Annotated in this window: 12 protein-coding genes and 1 pseudogene; 6 read left to right on the forward strand and 7 right to left on the reverse strand. The window is 57.4% G+C overall.

Going from position 1 to position 20,252, the window contains the following annotated elements; translation table 11 throughout:
• Together Q355_RS16765 and Q355_RS0111930 are read right to left on the reverse strand one after the other, a co-directional pair.
• Nucleotides 1-190, reverse strand: a pseudogene (locus Q355_RS16765) (hypothetical protein); the annotation flags it as partial.
• Nucleotides 136-303, reverse strand: coding sequence for a hypothetical protein (locus tag Q355_RS0111930; RefSeq protein WP_169735547.1), 168 nt, complete (start codon nt 301-303; stop codon nt 136-138). The gene Q355_RS0111930 and the pseudogene Q355_RS16765, both read right to left, overlap by 55 nt.
• A gap of 335 nt (nt 304-638) precedes the next feature.
• On the opposite strand from Q355_RS0111930, the gene Q355_RS0111935 reads away from it, so the two are divergent.
• The 6 genes from Q355_RS0111935 (at nt 639) to Q355_RS0111960 (ending at nt 8,197) form a co-directional block, all read left to right on the forward strand.
• Nucleotides 639-2,141: a TROVE domain-containing protein gene (locus Q355_RS0111935; protein ID WP_027878010.1), complete on the forward strand. Its 1,503-nt coding sequence runs from the start codon at nt 639-641 to the stop codon at nt 2,139-2,141.
• Nucleotides 2,142-2,527: 386 nt separating this feature from the next.
• Nucleotides 2,528-3,010 (forward strand): type III secretion system chaperone family protein, encoded by a 483-nt coding sequence (locus Q355_RS0111940; protein WP_084496125.1) that lies wholly within the window; start codon nt 2,528-2,530, stop codon nt 3,008-3,010.
• 21 nt (nt 3,011-3,031) lie between these two features.
• Nucleotides 3,032-3,301, forward strand: coding sequence for a hypothetical protein (locus Q355_RS0111945; protein ID WP_027878012.1), 270 nt, complete (start codon nt 3,032-3,034; stop codon nt 3,299-3,301).
• A 51-nt stretch (nt 3,302-3,352) separates the two neighbouring features.
• Nucleotides 3,353-5,560 (forward strand): exonuclease domain-containing protein, encoded by a 2,208-nt coding sequence (locus tag Q355_RS15835; protein WP_245597568.1) that lies wholly within the window; start codon nt 3,353-3,355, stop codon nt 5,558-5,560.
• Nucleotides 5,561-5,589: 29 nt separating this feature from the next.
• Nucleotides 5,590-7,074, forward strand: coding sequence for a vWA domain-containing protein (locus tag Q355_RS16245; protein ID WP_169735548.1), 1,485 nt, complete (start codon nt 5,590-5,592; stop codon nt 7,072-7,074).
• An 85-nt stretch (nt 7,075-7,159) separates the two neighbouring features.
• The gene (locus Q355_RS0111960; RefSeq protein WP_051529416.1) at nt 7,160-8,197 is read left to right on the forward strand and encodes a transposase; all 1,038 of its coding nucleotides are present in this window, start codon (nt 7,160-7,162) and stop codon (nt 8,195-8,197) included.
• Between the two features lie 562 nt (nt 8,198-8,759).
• Here the strand turns inward: Q355_RS0111960 and Q355_RS0111965 are convergent.
• From Q355_RS0111965 to Q355_RS0111985, 5 genes are all read right to left on the reverse strand, one after another.
• The gene (locus Q355_RS0111965; protein ID WP_027878014.1) at nt 8,760-9,788 is read right to left on the reverse strand and encodes a tyrosine-type recombinase/integrase; all 1,029 of its coding nucleotides are present in this window, start codon (nt 9,786-9,788) and stop codon (nt 8,760-8,762) included.
• 179 nt (nt 9,789-9,967) lie between these two features.
• Complete coding sequence (locus tag Q355_RS0111970) at nt 9,968-11,161, reverse strand: cysteine desulfurase family protein (protein ID WP_027878015.1); 1,194 nt, start codon at nt 11,159-11,161, stop codon at nt 9,968-9,970.
• Nucleotides 11,100-12,560: a BREX system Lon protease-like protein BrxL gene (gene brxL / locus Q355_RS0111975; RefSeq protein WP_027878016.1), complete on the reverse strand. Its 1,461-nt coding sequence runs from the start codon at nt 12,558-12,560 to the stop codon at nt 11,100-11,102. The genes Q355_RS0111970 and brxL overlap by 62 nt, the downstream gene beginning before the upstream one ends.
• The gene (locus Q355_RS0111980) at nt 12,557-14,638 is read right to left on the reverse strand and encodes a hypothetical protein (RefSeq protein WP_156941922.1); all 2,082 of its coding nucleotides are present in this window, start codon (nt 14,636-14,638) and stop codon (nt 12,557-12,559) included. Before Q355_RS0111980 ends, brxL begins: the two co-directional genes overlap by 4 nt.
• Nucleotides 14,639-14,697: 59 nt before the next feature.
• Complete coding sequence (locus Q355_RS0111985; RefSeq protein WP_027878018.1) at nt 14,698-20,250, reverse strand: hypothetical protein; 5,553 nt, start codon at nt 20,248-20,250, stop codon at nt 14,698-14,700.
• Nucleotides 20,251-20,252 lie beyond the last annotated feature (2 nt).

The raw sequence follows: 20,252 nt of genomic DNA on the forward strand, positions 1-20,252 counted from the left end.
TGGCCCATAGCTGCAGGGCCACCACTTGCTGCTCCAGGGCCCACATGAAGCGGTAGATGGTGGCCTGGGCCGGCAGGGCCGTAGCGGTTTTTCTTCTGCCAAACCCCAGGGCCAACAGCCAGTCCCGCTGATCCTCTATCCACTTGGTGAACAGGCCCGCCAGGGCTCTGTCCCGAAGGGGATCGTCCACTGGGCGATGGCCAGCACGTTGGTGCGTCCGCTGCCCAGGGCCATCAGCACCAGCATGAACAGCATGCGCCAGTCGTAGGTGGTGTTGTGGGCCCGCAGGTCAGGTACTTGCATCAGGTATGGAATGGGGCTGGGTATCCTTGGGGTTTCGTTCATACTGCATGTGATAAAAGCCTGCTACCTAATTACAGGGTATTGCAAAAATGAACAAGGTGTGATAACTTCTTTACTTGCCCGGCGGCGCAGCGCTTCGGTTACTTCGTTGACCAGTCCAACACAAACCGAGTGCACATATCCCCGGGTACCACCCCTACAAATCGTCGGTAACAGGCGGCAGGCGAGCTAAGCGAGCGATCCCCAGGAAAAATCGGGGTCTCTAAGCCCTGGGGCTTCTTCTACCCTGCTGGGGTAGGAGCGTGGCCCGGTGGCGGGCGATGTGAGGTGTTGCCGTGTCCTTCAATACCAGCCGAAAAAGCCGTAGCGATGCCGAGATCCTCACCTATGAAGGGGGCCGTGGCTTTGCCCCGTCTGCCGCCATGGAGCTCTTGCTGTTGGTGACGGGCAGCCTGTTCTCCGGCGACACCTTTTACGAGAGGGACATACATCGAAAAGATCGCTTGGCCCGCCTGGCCGAGCTGGTGACCCAGACCGATCCCGAGTTTGTGGCCGCTTTGGCCGTATATGCTCGTCAGGGGCTCGGTCTGCGCTCGGGGCCCAGCGCCTTGCTGGCGCACCTGTTCTGGTGGGGCCCCACCGCCCTGGCGCGCGAGGTGGCCAGGGGAATCTGGCTGCGCGGGGACGAACACCTCGAGACCCTGGCTTATACCCAAGCCCAGGGCTGGAAACTGCGCAAAGCCTTGAAGCAGGCCGTAGCCGAGCGCCTCAATACCATGAGCCCAGCGGCGTTGTTGAAATACCGCCGCAGGGGGCGTAGCGTGAGCCAGAAAGACGCCCTGATCCTCAGCCACCCCCAACCCAAAGACCGCGACCACGCGCTGGTGTACGAGTACCTCGTCCGTGGGCCTCAGGCCCTGCCGGAGGCCCAGGCCTATGCCCAGGCCCTTTTGGAGGAGCGCCCTACCTGGGAGCGCATCCTCTCCGAGCAGGGCAGCACCCCCCAGGCCTGGCAGAAGGCGCTACCCCATCTGCAGGGGCTTTCCTTGGTGCGTAACCTCAAGAACCTTCACGAAGCAGGGCTTTTGCAAGACCCCGAGGCCCGTAGTCTCCTTCTCCAAAAGCTCACCCGCCCCGAGGAGGTGCGCCGCTGGCGTCTGTTCCCCTACCAGTGGTTGCTGGCCATTTTTCAACTCGAGGCCCTGTCTACTTCCCTGGAAGAGCTACCGGCTTCCCGAGCCCTATGGGAGGTGAAGGCAGCCCTGGAGCTTGCCCTGGAAGCCACCCTGCCCCCTCTTCCCTTGCAGGGCCCCAGCCTGGTGCTGGTAGACCTTTCGTGCTCGATGTTCTCAAACCTTAGCCAGCACAGTGAGGCCACCTACGCCCTGGCCGCAGCCAGCCTGGGGGCGGTGCTGTACCGCCGCACGGGAGGCCGCCTGTATGGCTTTGACGATGACCTGATCGAGCTGCCCTACGGCCCGGAGGCTTCGGTAGCACCGATGGTTCGCCACCTCCTGGACCAAGGGGGTGGGGGCACCTGCCTGGGCCATGCCCTGCAGCAAAGCCTGGCCGGCTTCCAGGGGCAAAGGGTGGTGGTCTTCACCGATGAGCAGGTCCACGACGACGCCGAAACCCCCCTTCGCCGCTGGGTTCGCGCAGGCCAGGGCCGCATGGCCTACCTGGTGAACGTGGCTGGGTACGCCCCGCTGGCTTTCCCCGAGCAGGGGGTGGTGCGCGTGGGGGGCTTTAGCGAACGATTGCTGGCCTTGTTGCCGCTCCTGGAATCGCACGATCCCCTGGCCTGGGTGCGCATGGGGGCCTGGAGGGCGCTGGCGTAGCGGGCGGCTTTTGGGTGAGCGCGGAACCGGCTCGTCATGCGCGGTAAAGCTGCTCTTGCGGATGGGTGAGGCCTCGAGGGTTTCACAGCCGGGTTCTACCGGAACTGCCCCATCCATCCATTTGGCCGAGCGCACAACCGCACCTTTCTCCCTCCGGCGATCAAATGGAGGCCATTCGTGCCTAACTCAGCGCAGACTGATACCAGATTCGGTTAGTTCGGCGCCGGATGGCGGCGAACTAACCCGACCGAAGGGAGTGCTCTAGGATTCAAAAAGATAGCCTCTGGGGGTCTTTGGTTTGGATGATTATCTTTTTGAATCCGGTATGACACGACGGTAGGTGTCGCTCTGGGGGGGCAAGATAAAGCGCTAAAGGAGGCAGCTCTATGATCTTGAACCAGGTTCAACCCTTCCATCGCTCGATGCTTCAAGAGGTGCTGGACACCTTCGATCTCCACTACCTGGTGGACAAAGACGGGGACTTTGTGGTCCTTATGCGGCAAGAGGGTCTGAGCGGGCTGGCCATCCTCCATTTCGTGGTTTCGGGCGTACAGGGGGAAGTGTTCTCGATAGTGGCTCAGGTGGAAAACCTGCCCCCTTTCCCCGAGCAGGCATTGTTACACAAAGTCAACGCCTGGAACGCAAAACACCGCTGGCCCCGAGCTTTTGTGAAGGGGGGAAGGGTGTACCTGGATTTCCACGTGGACCTCGAGGCGGGCATCCATCCGGGGCTGCTGCGGGACATGGTAGGCCGGGTGGTGGCCGGGGTGGGTCAGTTTGTGGCCTGGATGGAAGGAAAAGACCTGGGAGAGCTTTTTTTGCAACTGCTTGGGTCATTTAACCCAGGCGAAGCGTCGCCAGAGTGCTAAAAACACTCCAAGGAGGTCAAAATGCCCCTCAAGTACAACCCCTATACCCAGCGCTATGAGTACGCGGAAGAAGACATGGAGCCTACCTACAACGAATACGAAGGGCGCTACGAGTACGGCAAGGCGGAGTATTTGAGCTACTCCCCCTTTACCCGGGGCTATAGCAAGAAGGGAAACAAGCTGGTGGACAAGTTCAACCCCTACACCGGCCGCTACGAGCAAGTACCGGAGGATTGGGAGATCCAGCAAAACCCTTTCACCGGCAAGTATGAGTTCGCGCCCAAGAAGTAAAAGGGTTACTACTGCCAGTCAAGATTTCCCGCGTTATGAGGTAGGTACTGGGTGAGCACAGCGAGAGACTGGGTGGCCCTGGATCTTGAGGCCACCGCCCCGGACCCAGCGGAAGCACACATCCTCGAGATTGCCACTCAGGACATGCAGGGGCATTCCCGCTGCTGGTATGTCGATACCCCTGAACCCCTAAAACCGGATCACGAGGCGTTCCGCTTTACCGGTATTGACTTCCACGAGTACGAGAGGGAAAAGGTACCGCGAGAAAGGGCGTTCAAGGAACTCCTGGACTTTCTGGGCGACCGCCCCCTCCTCGGCCATAACCTACTACGCTACGACCTTCCCTTGCTGAAGCGAGCCTTACGGGAGGTGGGCCTGGATCTCCCCTCCACAGCGCAGCCCGCGCTGGATACCCTGCGCCTGGCCCAGTTGGTCTTTCCCCTTCCACCTGAGGGGCTTTCCGGCTATCGATTGGGGGATCTATACCGCTACTTCACCGATGAGGAACTGACCGGTGCTCATCGGGCTGGGGCTGACGTAGAGGCCACCTGGAAGGTCCTGGCTGGGCTGGTGCTGCAAAAGCTGCCCGACGGGGTGGCCCGGGCCTGGCGGGAGCTTGGGCTCATCGAGGGGGAGCTGTTCGCGGATACCCTAGGCCAGGTCAGGGATCTTCTAGCCACCCCGGCTTGGGTGGAGTCGGTTTTCTACGACGGTCGGCCCCTGCCCCATCCCTCCGGTTTGGGCTCGGATCTGCTGCCTACCCGTAGAGATGCCCAGGATGCGATGTTCCAGGCGCTGGAAGGAGCCTTGCGGAATGGGCGGCGGGTTTTCCTCGAGGCCCCCACCGGCACCGGCAAGACCAAGGGCTATCTATACCCCGCCCTGCACGTGAACGAAACAACCTGGGTAGCTACCCATACCAAGGTGCTACAGGCCCAGGCCCTGAAGGAGCTCAAGGAGCTAGGCGAGAAGGGCTACCAGGTAAAAGCTGCCCTGGTCAAGAGCCCCCGGGACACCCTCTGCCCGGAGGCCCTCTTCGAACTCTTTCTGGACGCCAGGGGAGAAGAGGATGAAGAGTTCAGGACCGCAGTGGGCCTGCTCCTGCACTATGCGGCTTTAGGGGGTCACGACCTCGAGGCCCTTCCCGGCTACTGGCACTTCTCCAAGGGCTTCCGTGAGGCGAGAGGCCGAGTAGGCACCAATCCTCGCCGCTGCCGGGAAGACTGCGCCTTTTTCCACACCTGCGCCTTCCAGCACCAGCTGGGTCAGCGCAATGGGGCCCAGATCCGGGTAACCAACCAGGCCTACCTTCTGGCCCACTTATTGCGGGAAGAGGAGGGGGAAGGAGAAGCGGCAGCGGTTCACCTGGTCCTGGACGAGGCCCATCACCTCGAGGACACCGCCACCGAGGCCCTCTCCCTGGTTTTGGATCATGAGGAGTTCGCCCATCAGCTCAACCGGCTGGCCCACCCCAGCAAGGATCGTGGCCTTCTCAAGGATCATCGACGGCTGAGGGAGCTGCCTGAGGAGGAGCAGGACAAGGCCAAAGAGGTCGTTCAGAAGCTGCTTCCCAGGCTGCGTGAGGCCTTGGGCAACTATTCCCGTCATCTGGTGGCCTTTATCAAGAACCGGGGTTCGGGGGATCCGCGCTACGGCCTCAGCCTGGGGCTGAGCGGCGCCTGGAAAAGGCTTGAAGAGTGGCCTCGCATCAATCAAGAAGAACAGCTGCTCATCCATATCCTTAGTGAACTCAAAGCAGCGCTCAGCGCTATCGGACAGGATTCGAGAAGCCTCATGGCCCGCGATCTGGCGCCCCTTCGGGAGTATCTCAAAGAAGCCTTGGATATGCTCTTCGAGCGCCGCCGGGTTCTGGGGCTGGCCAAGGGGGAGCCCGACCCCAACCGGCTCCACCTTTCGGAGTGGGATCCGACCACCGGGAGCTGGCGGCACTTGGCGCAGCCCATTGACGTATCGCGCGCGCTCGAGGCCAAGCTGTGGCCCCGCTTTAAGGGCATAGTTCTCACCAGCGCCACCCTGAGCGTGCCTACCGAGCAAGACCCCGAGGGCTTTGGTCTGCAGAAGCGGGTCCTGGGCTACGTGGCCCGGGAGCGCCAGGCCGATCTGGCAGGCAGGGCGGCTTTCGACCTGGTGGAGCTGTACAAGAGCTTGCCGGGGCCCAAGAAGACACGCCTTCCCCTCCCCAGGGAGGAGATCCAGGCCTTCAAGTCCCTGGTAGAGGAGCTCACGAACATGTCTTAGGGTAGGGGCACATGGCGGGGCCGCCGGACTTGCGCATCAACGCCGATGAGGGAGAGAGCCACAGGATCCGCATAGCCAGGATCCTGGTCTCCCGGGACTTCCCTTACCTCTCGGCCCCCCTCTACCTGGCCGTGCTGGTGGAGACCCCCGAGGTGGAGACCGCCCAGATCAACGAGCGCCTGCACCTCCTCTTCAACCCTAAGTGGACGCGCACCCTGGACGATCGGGAGCTCAAAGGCCTCCTGCTCCACGAGATCTACCACTGGCTCCGGGGCCACACGGGCGCCCGGGGCCAGAAGGCCTATTCCCTGGTTCGGGCGGAGTTGCCTGGGGTCGAAGAGGGGCTGGCCTGGAATCTGGTCAACCTCGCCGCCGATCTGGAGATCAACGACGACATCCCCCACCAGGGTTCAGGGTACGCCCTCCCCCGGGGCGGTGTCCTTCCGGAGAACCTCGGGCTGGAGCCAGGGGGGATCCTGGAGGCCTACGTTAAGGAGCTCCTGAAGCGGCTGGAGGGGGAAGCGGGCCCAGACGAGGATGGAAAAGGCATCGAGGAAGTAGGGAACAACCAAGCAGGAGAGGGCAACGAGGAGGGGGAATGTAACGAAAAGGGTGAGGGTGACGAAGGCCCACCCGGTGAATCCGAGGGCGAGACCGGAGGCGGGACGGCCTTCCGAGAGGGCGGAGAGGGAGAGTCTGCCCCGGGCGGGGGAGAGGGTGAGGGCGGGCGCAACGGAGAGGCGGAAGGGGCAGAGCCCAATGGCGGTGGCCTAAGAGGGCGCCTCAAGGCGCCTTCCTTCCCCCTCGACCTCCGCCCCGCACCGGAAGCCGTGGCAAGGAGGCTGGAGGAGGAGGGCCTCGGGTTGAGACCCGGTCTCAGCGAGGCGGTCCGCCAACAGGTGGCCGTGGAAATCATGCGACACGTTGCCAGCCGAGGGGACGTCCCCGCGAACCTACGCCGCTGGGCGAAGGAGCGGCTCCATCCCAAGGTGAACTGGCGCGCCGTGCTGCGGAACAGCGTGCGGAAGGGCCTGGTCACCCTGAGGCAGCGCCGTTTCCCCTCCTATGCCCTGCGCCACCGAAGGGCGGAGGCCCTTGACCCCTTCTTCCTACCCGGGGCCTACGGGCGTCTGCCCCGGGTGGCCGTGGTGGTGGACACCTCGGGAAGCGTCAGCGACGCCATGCTGGCCCAGGCCCTGGGGGAGCTCAGGGGCGTGCTCCGTTCCGGGGCCCGCGTCACCCTCTACTCCGTGGACGCCGGGGTTCACCACGTCCAGCGGGTCTTTCGGGGCGATCCTGTCGCCCTGTATGGGGGCGGGGGTACGGACATGAGGGTGGGGATCGCCCGGGCCTTGGAGGACGGGCACGAACTCATCGTGGTCCTCACCGACGGGTACACCCCTTGGCCCTCCACGCCTCCAAGGGCACGGGTAGTGGTGGGCCTCCTAGGAGACTGCCCTAATGGGCCACCTTCCTGGGCCAAGGTAGTGCGGATTCCACTCGATGCGGAATGAACCCTTAGCCAAGTGGTCCGAGTCTGAAGCTATGAAACCGCCCAAGTAGCCCGATACTGGACTTACGCGGTGCTGAAGAGTCCCGATAAAATGGGCCTCCGGTAACCAGGGAGGCCCAACGAAGAGGACACCACGGCCTGTTCTGCGCGCTCTAGAAGCTTTAGCCCAAAGCCCCATCAATACCACCCCTCGCTGCGCTCGGCGAAACCACACCTCCGCCCTGGCCATGGCCGAGGGCCAAGACTTCGCTCACGACACCCTCTACCGGGCCCTGAACCAACCCCTGGCCTTGTTCTTTGAACTCTCCCTGGAGCTGTGCAAAGGGGTGGGGGGGCTGAACCGAGGTTACCTCCTCCTTGATGACGTCCTCATCCAGCGCTACCGCACCCCGCTTCGCGGCGAAAGAAGCATCTCAGGCAAGCTGAGCCTGAAGAAGGCCCGGGACACCTCCACGGGGGCTTGGGTGTTTGGGCTGTCCCTGGTGGTGCTGGCCTGGACGGACGGGAAACGGCGGATTCCCCTGGCGTTCCTGCCCTACTTCGGGGAAGAAGAGAGCAAGCTGGAGCTGGCCCTGGCCCTGCTGGAGTGGGCCAAGGAGGCGGGCTTTCGTCCGGAGGGGGTGCTCTTTGACGCTTGGTACGCGGCGAAGCAGGTCCTGGAGTGGCTCCATGACCACGGCTGGTCTTTTGTCACGAGGCTCAGGTCTAACCGTGTGCTGGAGGGTGTTCAGCTCAGGAGGCATGGGGGAACCCGTTGGGTGAAGACGGGGAAGCTGCGGGGCCTGACCTTCGCGGTGGGGGTGCTCAAGCGCGGGGGTAAGTTTTACGGGACGGATCGGGAGGAATGGTGGGGGGTGGGGATGAGGGAGATCTACCGGTTTCGGCAAGCAATCGAGGAGATTTTCCGGGGGCTTCAGCAGGAACTGGGGTGGACGGGGCATCGGCACTGGCGTAGGGCCAGGCTGCTGGCCCATCTGGCCTTGGGGTTGGTGGCCTATGGGCTCATCGAGCGGCAGCGGGAGGGGCTGGGGTTGAGTTTCTACCAATGCCGACGGAGACTCATCGCAGGTAAGCTGAGCCTGGATTTGAGCCCTCTGTTACCGGTGCAGGTGGAGGCCGCGTAAGTCCAGTTAGGAGTTACGCACTTGAGTGAGGATTTGGGGGGAAATAAGATTGATAAAATCGCGTACAGAACGGCATTTACCCGAATCCTAAGGTGCCTGCGTTTACAAGGTATAACGATTCCAGAAACAAGAAACCCACAACGTCAATAAAACACGATTCCGACGGGCTGAAGTGAGGAGCCAACCCATGGTTTTGTCAACGTTCAACTGCGTAAGTCCTACACATAATTCCTTGCACGACCTCTTTTTCTGGGCTCCTGCCTGAAATACGGGTATTAACAGCATGAGAAACCAAGGTGCCCTGACCAGTTCCTAACGGAACGATCCTGGCAGGGTTCGTATAAAAATCTCGACACTTTTTCACCAGCACGTCCAGGCACAGGCCGCCTAGGGATTTCCTCCAGGGCCCACTAGATGCGGGCGAGTGCATGGAGGCCTGGTATGGTTTGGCTTTTCTTGGAACGCGGAATGTTTACAGCAAATAAGAAATTCACGAAGAATTTTATCGTGAAAAAATACACTTGACCGCGATGAAGCCGCTCATCTGCGAGAAAAGCCGGTGCTACTCGAGCCCCTCCACCCGCCGCCGCAGTTCCTCCCGATCCATCTTGGCGTAGATGGCGCTGGTATTTACATCGGCATGGCCCAGCAGGGTGGCCACAGCATAAAGATCCCGCAGACCCTGGTAGTAGCGGGTACCTGCGGTGTGGCGGAGCAGGTGCACCCCGCGGTAGCGGGCCGGGAAACCCAGCGCCCGGTAATGATCGGCAAAGCGGAGCTGCAGATTTCGAGCCCCCATCCGCCGCCCGTGGGCCTTACGCCCGCCCAGGTTGATCAGGAGGGCGGACTCGCCAGCCCGGGCGTGAAGGAGGCGCAGCCTCAACCAGGCCTCGAGCTCCGCCCGCAGGCTTTTGCCCAGAGGCACACTGCGGCCTTTGCCACCCTTACCCTGGCGTACCTCGAGCAGGCCCTCCTCGAGGTGCACATGCTCCACATCCAGCGCCACCACCTCAGAAAGCCGCAGCCCGACCTCGCCCATCAGCCGGGCAGCCAGGTGGTCGCGCCTGGACGCCTCGTCTTCACCGGAAAGGTGGGCCAGAAGCTTGGCGTATAGCCGGGCCGGCAGGGCCGGGCGGCGCTCATGGGCCGGGGTGGGATCGGTGGGGGAGGGGGTCTCCGGCACGGTGGAGACCCCTGCCCAGCGCAGCGCCCGGTAGAAGCTCCGCACGGCAGCCAGTCGGGCGGCCAGGCTGGCCGGGCGCAGGGGACGGCGGCGCTGGGGGGCTAACCGCTGGCTGCCCTCGGTCTCGAGGGTATGCAGCCAGATGTCCACCTCGTCCGAGCCCACCGTCCACAAGGGCATCCGGGGCCCGGCGGCCTCCGGGGGCCAGGCCCAGGCCAGGAACTCGCGAATCCCAGCCTCGTAGGTAGCCAACGTGTGGGGGCTGAGGCGGGCACGTCGCCGTCCTTTGAGGGCTAGGTAGGTGCGGTGCAGCTCGAGTAAGCGCTCCTCATCACGGGTTTGCAGGGCCTGAAGGGCCTGCACCCGGCGCTTCTTGGGGTCCTGCCAGTTGGCCAGGGAGACCAGCATGAAAGTAGTCTATCAAATTTCGCATAATTTCACTTATGCGAAATAATAAAAAAAGAAAGCCTTATTAGTGTTTTATTTCACGATAAAACTATTCGTGAAAATAATGTCTGCTATGGCCAGGTTAACCGGTGTAGGATGTCGGCTGTTCGGTAATGCGGTGTCTGAACTCAGTCGGATCCTCATTTGGGAGTTTGCAAAAGTTGCTCATAGACCGTGCAAATTTGGTCGAGCACAGTGTCTACCTCTACCCAGCTGTTAAAGCGACCCCAGCCAATCCGCACGGTGTCGTAAGCCAGGTTTCTGGGCAAGCCAATGGCGGTGAGAACATACGAGGGCTCTGGAGCACCGGAGTTACAGGCTGATCCCATGCTTAGAGCAATCTCAGGCAGGTTCAAAATTAGGGCATCTGCTTCTACCCCCGGAAAGGTAATGCTGCTGTTGCCGGGCAAACGGCAGTTCAGATCGCCATTGAAACGAGCACTCGGGATTCTCAAACGGATGCCCTGTTCAAAAGCATCCCGCATTTGGGATATGCGGCGAGCTTCTTCCTCCAGTTCCGAACCAGCTATCGCACAGGCAGCCCCAAGCCCGACAATCCCCGGTACGTTGAGGGTGCCCGATCGCAAACCCCATTCCTGGCCGCCTCCCAGTATTTGCGGCGCAAGCAGTCCCTTCTTCAGGTCTTGGTGGATGTATAAGGCTCCCGCACCCTTGGGGCCATAGATTTTGTGGGCACTGAGAGAAAGCAAATCCACTCCCCAAGCTGCCACATTTACCGGAACCTTACCCACGGCCTGGGCAGCATCACAGTGAAGGAAAGCTCCGGCCTCTTTAGCTAGCGCAGCAACCTGGTCAATCGGCTGAAGGGTGCCTATTTCGTTGCTGGCAGCTTGTATGGAAACAAGGAGAGTGTGGTCGTCAATGAGGCTTTGTGCAGCCTCCAGATCAACCCTCCCTTTTGAGTCAACTGGCAAGAACACAAGCTCGAAGCCCTCTTGCGCTAGCCTTCGCATGGGCTCGAGTACGGCCTTATGTTCGATGGGGGAGGTCACCAAGCGCCTGCGAGGGCCCTTGTAGGCGCTGGCAATACCAAAAATTGCAAGGTTATTGCTCTCGGTAGCACCACTAGTAAATACGATCTCACTGGCCTTAGCCCCGATAAGCTGTGCTACTTGATAACGGGCCTGTTCAACCGCATCGGCGGCAGCGCGACCTAGGGCGTGAAGGCTACTCGAGGGATTGCCAAAATGCTCGGCAAAAAAAGGAAGCATTGCCTCCACAACCCGCGGGTCGCAGGGCGTGGTCGCGTGATTATCCAGATAGACTACTTTCATCGTTTTCGAGGTACTGTTCATACTGTCTGTACTCGCCATCTAGAATATAAAGCTGGTTCCAAATCAGCTGTCTAAGCTCTAGGGCGGGCTTGAGACAGTAGGTTTCGAACTCCTCCGGGCTCACCTCCCCATGCGGGAACTGCAACTTCATAAGACCACTGGCAATCGCACGTACGGACTCCTCATTACGTCTATACGGACGCTCTCCTTTTAATCTGATATGGCGAGCACAATACTGATCAGCGCTGAAATCGTCCCGCAAACTAAGCAAGATGTCCCCAAAAAAGTCCGACTTTAGTCCTACAGCAGGTTCGGTTTCGGGTCCAATGAGAAAATGGCTGCTTAGCTTTGGGAGCTTCCAACCAGGAATCATGCCCCGAATGCGATCAAGGAAGGCGGTTTCTTGTAGGAACTTAGGCAGCTCTTCTACAATCACCTCTCGAAGAGGTCGTTGATATTCATCTAAAGTGATGTTAGCCAAAAGCACAAGTCCACAGTCGCTAGCTGTTTCATGGAGGCCTCCGCGGGTAAGCTTGCCATTAGCAAGGTATCCCTTCAAACCGCCTACAATCTCCTCCGGTTTCTCGAATCGGAGGGTTTGCACCTCGTCTAAAACCACCACCGAGAGGCGGGCTAGCAACCCCCACTGTCCTGTGGCGTTGTTAACAAACAACACTGCTGGAGAAATGTTACCCCCACTCACCAAGCGTACCTTGGGGCTAATGTTTTCGTAGATATAGCTTTTTCCCGTTCCCTTTGGTGCAAGCTCCATCAGATGTAGATTTTTTTGTACAAGCGGTAGCAATCGGCACAACAGTAGTGTTTGCTCTTCCTGGGTAAATGCACTTGGTACATAGCCCATTGAGATCAGCAACAATGACCGCCACTCTTCGAGAGAGAAGGCTCGCCGTGATTCCTTGAACAAATCTAGATTTACCGTTGCCTGCATTGGCTTGAAACTCAAAATAGCAGGCCCATCTGACAATCGGCTAATCTCGGTAACTCCCCAGAGACCCTGGCGCAAGAGATCGGGGTACTGGTTGAGCAGATCGTTCGAAATAGCTGCATCGTTAATACCAAGCAGGCTCATTTTGGCGAAGTGCGATGGTTTTTTTATGCGGGTAAGATCTACCTCGGCTTGAACAGGGGTCAAAACGCGCACTGTCTCGCCCTGTGCAATTTTGTGCTTGAGAACATTCTGTTCGTTCGGACCAGGAATTACGCGTTTGGCCCATTCCTGTACTTTATATGCTTCTTCTGGCGTAAGAGGGCCGACCCCTGGCACTACGCTTTCCAAAACCCACTCAGCAACATATGCCGGCACCCCCCGCTTTTGCAGTTGGCTCATCAACAGACGACGCTTATCTATGGCCAGCCGCCCAAAGACCCGGTTGACTTTCTCACTTAAGCTGGTTGCAGTCGCATCCCTAGCGCTCACAGTAAGTCCTCTAAAGGATTATCGCCTTGTTGATACATCTCTTCTACCTCTAAGTGAACCTTTGCCTCGATCTGAGCTCGGTCTTGGTCTGGCCAGCGTAAGAAGACCTGGGCCCGCAAGGATTGTGCATCACGTTTGGAAGGCCACATGAGAATTTCGAGTGGGAACTCGAGTGACCCCATTGCGGATACTATTCTTTGAATGGGGAAAGTCTGTTGTTGTTTTCCGCCCAGGTGAAGCTCGAGGATCTCAACTGAAATCGGGTTGGGGTTTCTTACTTTTAGTACAGCCTGCCCCGCTTTCTCTGCCACGCCTTTACCCAGAATCTCGGCCTCTACATTCTTCAGCTGGTAATCTCTGGCCAGCACCCACCAGGGAATCAGCACTTCTTCGGGGTATATGCCCCCATGTGGGTAGGCATCTACCCCTTGCTTACCATCCTGGGTCAGGAAGGACTCCCCAGATAAAACCACTGCACAGTCCTGCACAAGTCCAAATGCATCTCGATGGAGATAGGCCAGATCTTCTTTGATTTCAAAGCTTTCATGCAAAAGCAAGTCGCCCAGAGCTGCCCTCTGCCGGGATTGTGCATTTTTGGGAAGTGGATGAACCCTTGGCGCCAGATCCAATAAACGGCCATGATCGGTAGTCACAACAATTCGCAGTGGAATTTGATCGGGAAGGGTAAGTGCGAGGTTGGTTAGGCGCTCAGCGAAACCCGTCAGAATCCCTCGGGCATTCTTCAGCGCCACATCTTTTTCGGTCGCAGCGTGGTAAGTGCTATCCGGTTCTGGGTCTTTCCATATGATTAGGTCGCCCGGGTGTGCACCAACGAGTGCCTCCTTAACATCTTTGTCCTTAGTTAGAACCTTACCCAGATCGGGCTGATCTTTCGCAAGAGCTGGCTTTACCCCTTTCAGAAGCGCGGGCTTGGCACACTCAGTGATGGTAGGTAGAGGAGCGAAGGCTACCTCAGCCTGAAGCAGTGTGATGCGCTGATGGTGATCGAAGCGCCTCAGCTCCTCCCAAAGATGCTGCATATCCGCGTAGCCCAAGCCGTCTAGCACCACCATGAGGGTTACTACATCTGATTTTGGAAGCTGTTTGGCCTTGACCCAACTCAGGTATGGGCGGGCAGATCCATCCGAAAGAGCATCTTTATATAGCTGCAGGTACTGCTCCGCAAACTCCCTTCCGATTTGATGGATTTTTTCACTATGATCGGGATGATCCGTAGCCCAATGCCGGTAGGGCAAATATTCTTGAATGAACCATGATCCAAACTGTAAAACATCGCTCGGCACTGGTTCCGGGACCTTGGGAGGAAGGAGCTTTTGAAGTTTTTCCCTGACAGGCCCCCTAACATACTCCTCAAAAAATCTGAGCAACTCGCGGTTAAGCCTTTCGGGATGCTCTAAGCAGTAGCTAGCCCCGACTTGGGCTGCAATAGCTAGAAGGTGCTTATCAGCCCTCAAACTATGGACGGTGCTAAGGAATTTCTCGGGATCTCGCAGAACCTGGGTTTTAAAATCATCCTGCAAGCGTTGAATCAGATTAGTAGATAGATCAATCGGGAAACCTCCCCAGCTTAAGGGTTGTTCCATCCCCAGCCATCTTTTCAATAAAGCAAATGCCGTTTCTTCGCACCTAGCCTCGTAGGCGGCGCGTTCTTGACCCGCATAGTTTGTCTTGTACAAGTCGCCCAGGCAGGCCAACACAACCCTTTCTGCCTCGCTTGGCGTATGCTCCAGCCACCACAGCAGCCACCTGGCCGCGTGGTCGGGCCCCGGTTCGTCACCCCACCAGGCCTCGCTCCATAACAACTGGGCCAGACGGGGAAGATCAAGGTCCTGCTCATAAGGCAACCGCCCACCCAGAAGACCCGTGAGTTCTTTAGCTTGCACTGGGGATAGGCTTGGACAAAGCTCAAGAAGACGCCTCGAGGGCGATTGCAACGTATGGACTGTAATACCTCGACCCAGAGCAAATTCTTCCGCCCAGCGACATAACTTCTTGCCACGAATAACCCCTTCCCCTGGTGCGGCAAGAAATCTCAGCAGACCAACCTCGCTGTCCACAACCTCCCACCCATCTGGTATGGGGGCATCTTCGCTGGGGTCAAGATATATCTCGACGCTCATGCCAACTCACTTTGCAGCAGCTCCTGAAGACGCATCAGGCAACCCTCACGCTCAGACGGGCTCAGCCGCACGAAGAGTTGCTCGATGCGCTCTCGAGTATTCTGGTCGAGCCTCTGTTTCAGCAGATTTCTTAGCCGTGTGAGTTCTTCCCTACCATCATTTGTTAGAAATGATGGAGGTGAGGAAAGTTCAACTTCAAGTAGCTCTGGTTGGCTATTTTGCTCTATTTTTTGTCTGAGCTGATCCAGCCATCGCTTGGCCTCGAGCTCTTTATTTGCGATCTGCTGTTCGAAATAATTAATTAGATCCTGTCCTGCTTGGAGATGCAGCGCTCCCAAGTCGCCAAACTGTTTGTTGAGCTCCTGGATTCCAACAAGTAACTCATGGGCTTGGGCAGGGTTCTCAAGCGGCGAAGTTCGGAGGATGCGCAGGTTATCAAAGTAATCGCTGAGGCGATCAGCCTGATCCAAAAGACGGGTAGCTTCCGTAGCTAGGTCAGTACCGGCAAAACGCCCTGCGAGATCCTTGAGTTCTAATAACAACTTCCGCACCTGGGTAAGCTCACGCGCCTGGCCTAGATCATAGCGGTACTTTTCCAGATCTTCCTGCAATTTGCGAATACCATTCTCCAAACTCCTTTGCTTCTCAATTAAGGCCTGCTTTAGATCTGTACTGGTTGCCTCTTCGAGCCACTGTCCTACCACGGCTTGTTGCTCACGAAGTTCGCGCAGGGTGGTCACAGGAGTAAGGGTTCGCAGGCGTTGCTCGAGTTCTTTGTCCCGCTGCTCCTGGATCAACCGCTTTTCGACCTGGGCGCGAATTTCCTGCAAACGATCCTGCTCAGAGCTGGGCAGAAACGCAGGCACTTGCTGGAGTTTGTGCTTTAGGGCTTCAGGACGACCCACAGAAACTTGCTGCTCTATGTCCTCGAGCCAGTTTCTGGCTTTTTCCTCTTGGTTGCGAACATAGTCATGCACCCTTGTGATGGCGCTTAAAACAGCATTTTTTTGGGCATCGCTCAAATAAGTGGTAGCTATCATCTCCTCGAGCTGGGCTATGCGTTGCTGGGCTTCCTGCGGTGTGTGTAACGTAGGCTGTGCCTCAGCCCGCAAAAGGAGGTCGGCCACCTCGCGGCAGCGGCGGCTTAGCTCTTCTAACTTCTCATACCACTCCGAGTTTTCATATTTAGCTAGGGCTTTATTGATACGGTCACGCAAATCCTGAACTTGACTCGCGCTAGATAGATTGGGAAGCTCGCTTTCCCATGCCCTGGCCTGGTTCTCCAGTTCTTCAATGGCCTGGTCTAGCTCCGCTAGCTTCTGCCTTGCCGCCTCCACAATGCGTGTGCTGCCTGGCAATGAGCCTAGCTCGGTTTTCCGTCGGCGGAGGTCTGCCAAAGTACCGCTTGTAGGTGTCAGGGCAATTTGTTTGAGGGTGATTTCTTCCTGGAGCTCAGCGGCGCGCAACACCTTAAGCTGTTCACGAAGCGTGTCAAGCTCACTGTGCAATCGTTCCGGCAAAAACGGGTGCGCCCTGGCAAGTTCTGCCTCTAGTTGAGCCAGGTTGTTGCCCTCCGCCAAACGCTTGCGACAGCTTTCAAGCCAGCTCGAGGCTTCCTTTTCTTGGGTTTCAATGTGCTCCCGAATTGACTGGGATTTCTTTTCGAGTTTCTGCTTTTGTAATTCACTCAGGTGGCTCTTGTACTCCTCAAGGTATCCGTCCAAACGTAGCAGTGCACTTTTGGCTTCTTCGGCAGTATTTGGTGGATCAACCTCAACCCTTTGAAAAAAGTTAATCAACGCCCGCAAACGTTGCTCCGCCGACTCGATGTCTCGAATGTCCGGAGTACCTTCAAAACGATTCCTCTCGCGAAGAAGCTTTCTTTCCAAGAGTTGAGCTGCCTCGACGCTATCTATTGCATCAATTTGTTTTTCAAGACCCAGGATAAAAGCCTCGAGCCTGCCGACCTCGGCTCGCAGCAATTCCTTTTTAGCGATTGCAGCTTCTCGTACCTCGTTAGAAGAATGCGCCACCAGGGGCTCAAGTTCTTTGAGATCCTTGCGGAGTTTCGTAAGCGAACCCGAAGCGTCGAGGGAGTTCACCTTTACCAGGAGGGCATCGATTTTTTGACTCTCCTCAAGGCGATGCTGCTCCCTCTCGAGTGTCTTTAGCGCTTGCTGAACCCGTTTGGCTGGCTCTACCAGCTCCAGTCTGTTGAGTTCGCGAAGCGCGTTCTTCAAAACCTCTTCTTGCCGTCCATACTGCCGGATATCGTCGAGCCGCTCATGAACTTGACACAAGTCTTCCGTTGTCTTTTTTATGCTTTCCAAAACTCTATCACGCAGTTCAGGCGGTTTGGCCTTGCTGGAGGCCACCGTGAATGGCTCGGTCAACCTGCCAATACTGCTAAGCAAATTGGCGAGTTGCTGGATGTTTGAAGCCCTTCCCAGCCTCTCCTCGATATCCCCAACAGCCCGTTCATATTCACCAAGCTTTTGTAAACCTTCGTTCAGCTTTTGCAGGGCCAGCCTGGCGTTGTCAAGCAAAGCCGGATCCGAAATATCGGTTTCGTTGGCGGAAGCCTTGAGTTTTTCCAGGATTTCCGTTGCTTCATCGGGACCCAAGCCTCCGCTATTTACCTTTGTAATAGATGTCTCTATGTCTTGCAGGAGTTGCTTGCGATCTTTGCGCCGCAAGCTGGTGCTGGCCCACAGTTCAATAAAGTCTTTGGGCTTAAGCTTTCTACCCTGACCTGTAGCACTATCGAGACCCACTATTTTGCCACCCACTGCAACCTGTAGGTCGTTGCGGTAATATCCCAGCCAGGCGCTAAACAGCAGGGCCAGGGTGTTGTGGTCGTAGCCGTAGGGCACGTTGAGCAACTCGAGCAGCACCTCCTTGAGCGGTGTCCATTCTTTTCCGGGAGGAATGCTACCCTCTAGGCGCTCCCAGGCTTTTTTGGGGTGATCCGCCTTAGGGGGCTGAAGCTTTTGCTTGGCGTTGATCAGACCCCATGCGTTTGAGGCTAGGAATTTGTCCACGATGTCCTTGGCCACTCTGGACAATGCCACCGAGGCCCCATCAAGGTTGTTGGTCATCAAAACCGGAACCAGCACCTCCACCGCACCTCTAAGATTGGTGGCGGTTTGACGAAATTGGGTGAAGAATTCCCCAGGGCGCTTGTGGTATGCGATTCGGTAAACTTCTCCAAGGGTGCGCTCGATGCGGTCTGTGGCCCCAACCCCAACGGATAAGGCCCGCACATGGCCTCTGGCCTCGGCGGGAACCTCCAGGCTGCCGTCTTTGAGTAGCTCGTCGAGGGTCTTTAAGACTTGTTTGGTTAGACGCTGTTTTTCCTCTTCTATCACCGTGAAGCCAATTTCCTTGACCACTTTATCTACAAATGTATTTTCGGTCAGCAAAACGTACTTCTGAAGGTTCGTGATCAGCTCGGGTGCAGGCCGAATAGGCTCAACCACCACTATGGGCGCTGCTTTCAGCTTAGCCGAGGCGTCTAGCACGCGTCGAAGGTGTTCATTAAACCAATCCAGATCGTCCTGCGTACGAGCTAGCGGCAACAACACCAGGCCCCGGCAGTCTGGCATATCGGTGAGGGTAGCCGCGTAGCGAGCGGTCAGGCGCTCCAACACCTGCACTGTCCAACTCGATCGTGTCAGCAGTACAAGTTGGGCAGCCCAATCTTCATTATGGCCCCAGTCCACGCTCACAGGGTAGTTGCGGGAAAGGGGGCTTTTACCCTCAGCTACAAGCTTGTTGACCTTATTCTGCCCATAACCATCAAACTCATCGAGATAGGCTTTGAGCAGATCCCGTTTTTGGAGTTCTGCGAGCTCTTGGTTAAGACGCTTTTCCAGTTCGATGGCCGCATTGCTGCCTGACCAGAAAGCGTAGATTTTGTTTGCACTATCGTAGCGAATGTAGCGCTGGGCCTCGAGCTCCTTTAGCGTTGCCTGCGCTTCCTTTGTCGAGAGGCCGGATAGCTCGGCTATAACGTTTTCAAAGCCCACACTCTTGGTTGGGATATTGCCAGCTTTCTGCAGGAGCATGGCCTTGAGCACGGCTTTTTGCTGGGGTTCTAGGTCGGGCTGGTCTACCTGTTGAAACTGCTGCCAAACCTGCTCACCAAGCATCTCCTGAAAGTAATCCACAAGCTCAATGGGTAAAATCCAGTTGGGTTTTCCGTCCCGAACGGCAGGTTCATCCAGAATCTTCCTGAGGGGGGCCTCGTTATCAGTCAGGAAACCCAAAACCGAGCGCGTATTGGAGGCTCTTTCAAAATCCAAACTCGAGAGCAAAGCCGTTGTGAGGGGGTGCAAGGGAAAACACTCCCGGGTGACCTTTTCCTGAAACTCTTCAGGGCTCCAGCCCATCACCCGCCTGTAACGTTCAGCAAATACTTCGAGAGTCAGCTCGCTTGCGCTAGCGACACGGCTGCCGATGCCAGGCTCCAGCAGGAGTTTTGCCCAATTGGCGTGGTTGGGTTTGAAGTATGCCCCAAGCACATCCTCGAGGCTGGAGTGCAGCCAGAAACGTTTATTCAGGGGTAGGCGGGTCAACTCCTTGGTTAGCGCGCCATATTGAAGCGTTCCATCGTTTTTGACGACTTTCTCGGGTTCATGCTGCGCCAGGGCTACAAACAGCACTTTGCTGCGGTAGTTATCAACCCCGTTGAGCAGTTCTTGCAGCGGAACCCCTATAGGATGAAGGCTGCTGTAGCTGCGGACAAACTCGCTAAACTCATCGAACAGGATGAGCAAACCGCCAATCAAATCTTGTTTATCACAAAGGTCTTCAACAACCCAGCCAATGGCCTCGGCAAGGTCAGTCTCTCCACCAAAATTAGGGCTGAAGTCGGTTATCTTTCGGAATAACTCTACGCAGATGGAATAGGTGCTTGTTTCGCGCCGCTCTAGCTTCTGGCGCAAGCTGGGGAGGTCAAGGCGGTGCTGGCTCAGATGTTCGTTGGCAAGCCGAGTTTGTTCGGCAGTCAGACTATTCAAGAAGCGCAGTGCGTCACCGAACCAAAAAGGTGTGAATACCCCCTTGGTAGCTTCCATAGCCTGTAGAGCGTTCTCGAGCTCCAGGAAGAACTGGTCCCGCAGGTTTTTGGGGGAATCGCCGCGAAGCAACAGTACCAGATAGGGTTTGCGGTTTTTCTTGAAGTTGCGAAAGGGCTCGACTCTGGCCGGTTCGTTGTAGGTGTGCTCGAGTTTTTCCAGTATCTGCTTGACTTCCGGCGACTCTGCGGGCTTGCCAAAGTAGTTGGCTGCGACCAACCCGAAGTGGCTTTTGCCCCGGCCATAGGTTGCCTGCACCACGAATCGGTTTTCCACACTCTCGATGGCCGCATCCATTAGCAGCCTAAGGACCTCCGCCGAGGCCTTTTGCCCCGGAAAGCTACCGGAGGTAAACATGTAGCTCTTGAGTAGACTTAGGTTGGCGTCGGTGCGGAAATGGCTAATTTGTACATCGTTTCTGAACTCGGCGTTATGGTCCAATTCGGTAATATCGCAGACCCGTAAAGTCATCG

This window comes from Meiothermus cerbereus DSM 11376, from assembly GCF_000620065.1.
In the GTDB taxonomy this organism is placed as follows: Bacteria; Deinococcota; Deinococci; order Deinococcales; family Thermaceae; genus Meiothermus; species Meiothermus cerbereus.

Bases quoted from the DNA above. Each gene is read 5' to 3' on its own strand.
- Q355_RS0111930 (WP_169735547.1), bottom strand. From the start codon at position 303: ATGCAAGTACCTGACCTGCGGGCCCACAACACCACCTACGACTGGCGC.
- Q355_RS0111940 (WP_084496125.1), top strand. From the start codon at position 2,528: ATGATCTTGAACCAGGTTCAACCCTTCCATCGCTCGATGCTTCAAGAG.
- Q355_RS0111945 (WP_027878012.1), top strand. From the start codon at position 3,032: ATGCCCCTCAAGTACAACCCCTATACCCAGCGCTATGAGTACGCGGAA.
- Q355_RS0111965 (WP_027878014.1), bottom strand. From the start codon at position 9,788: ATGCTGGTCTCCCTGGCCAACTGGCAGGACCCCAAGAAGCGCCGGGTG.
- Q355_RS0111970 (WP_027878015.1), bottom strand. From the start codon at position 11,161: ATGGCGAGTACAGACAGTATGAACAGTACCTCGAAAACGATGAAAGTA.
- Q355_RS0111985 (WP_027878018.1), bottom strand. From the start codon at position 20,250: ATGACTTTACGGGTCTGCGATATTACCGAATTGGACCATAACGCCGAG.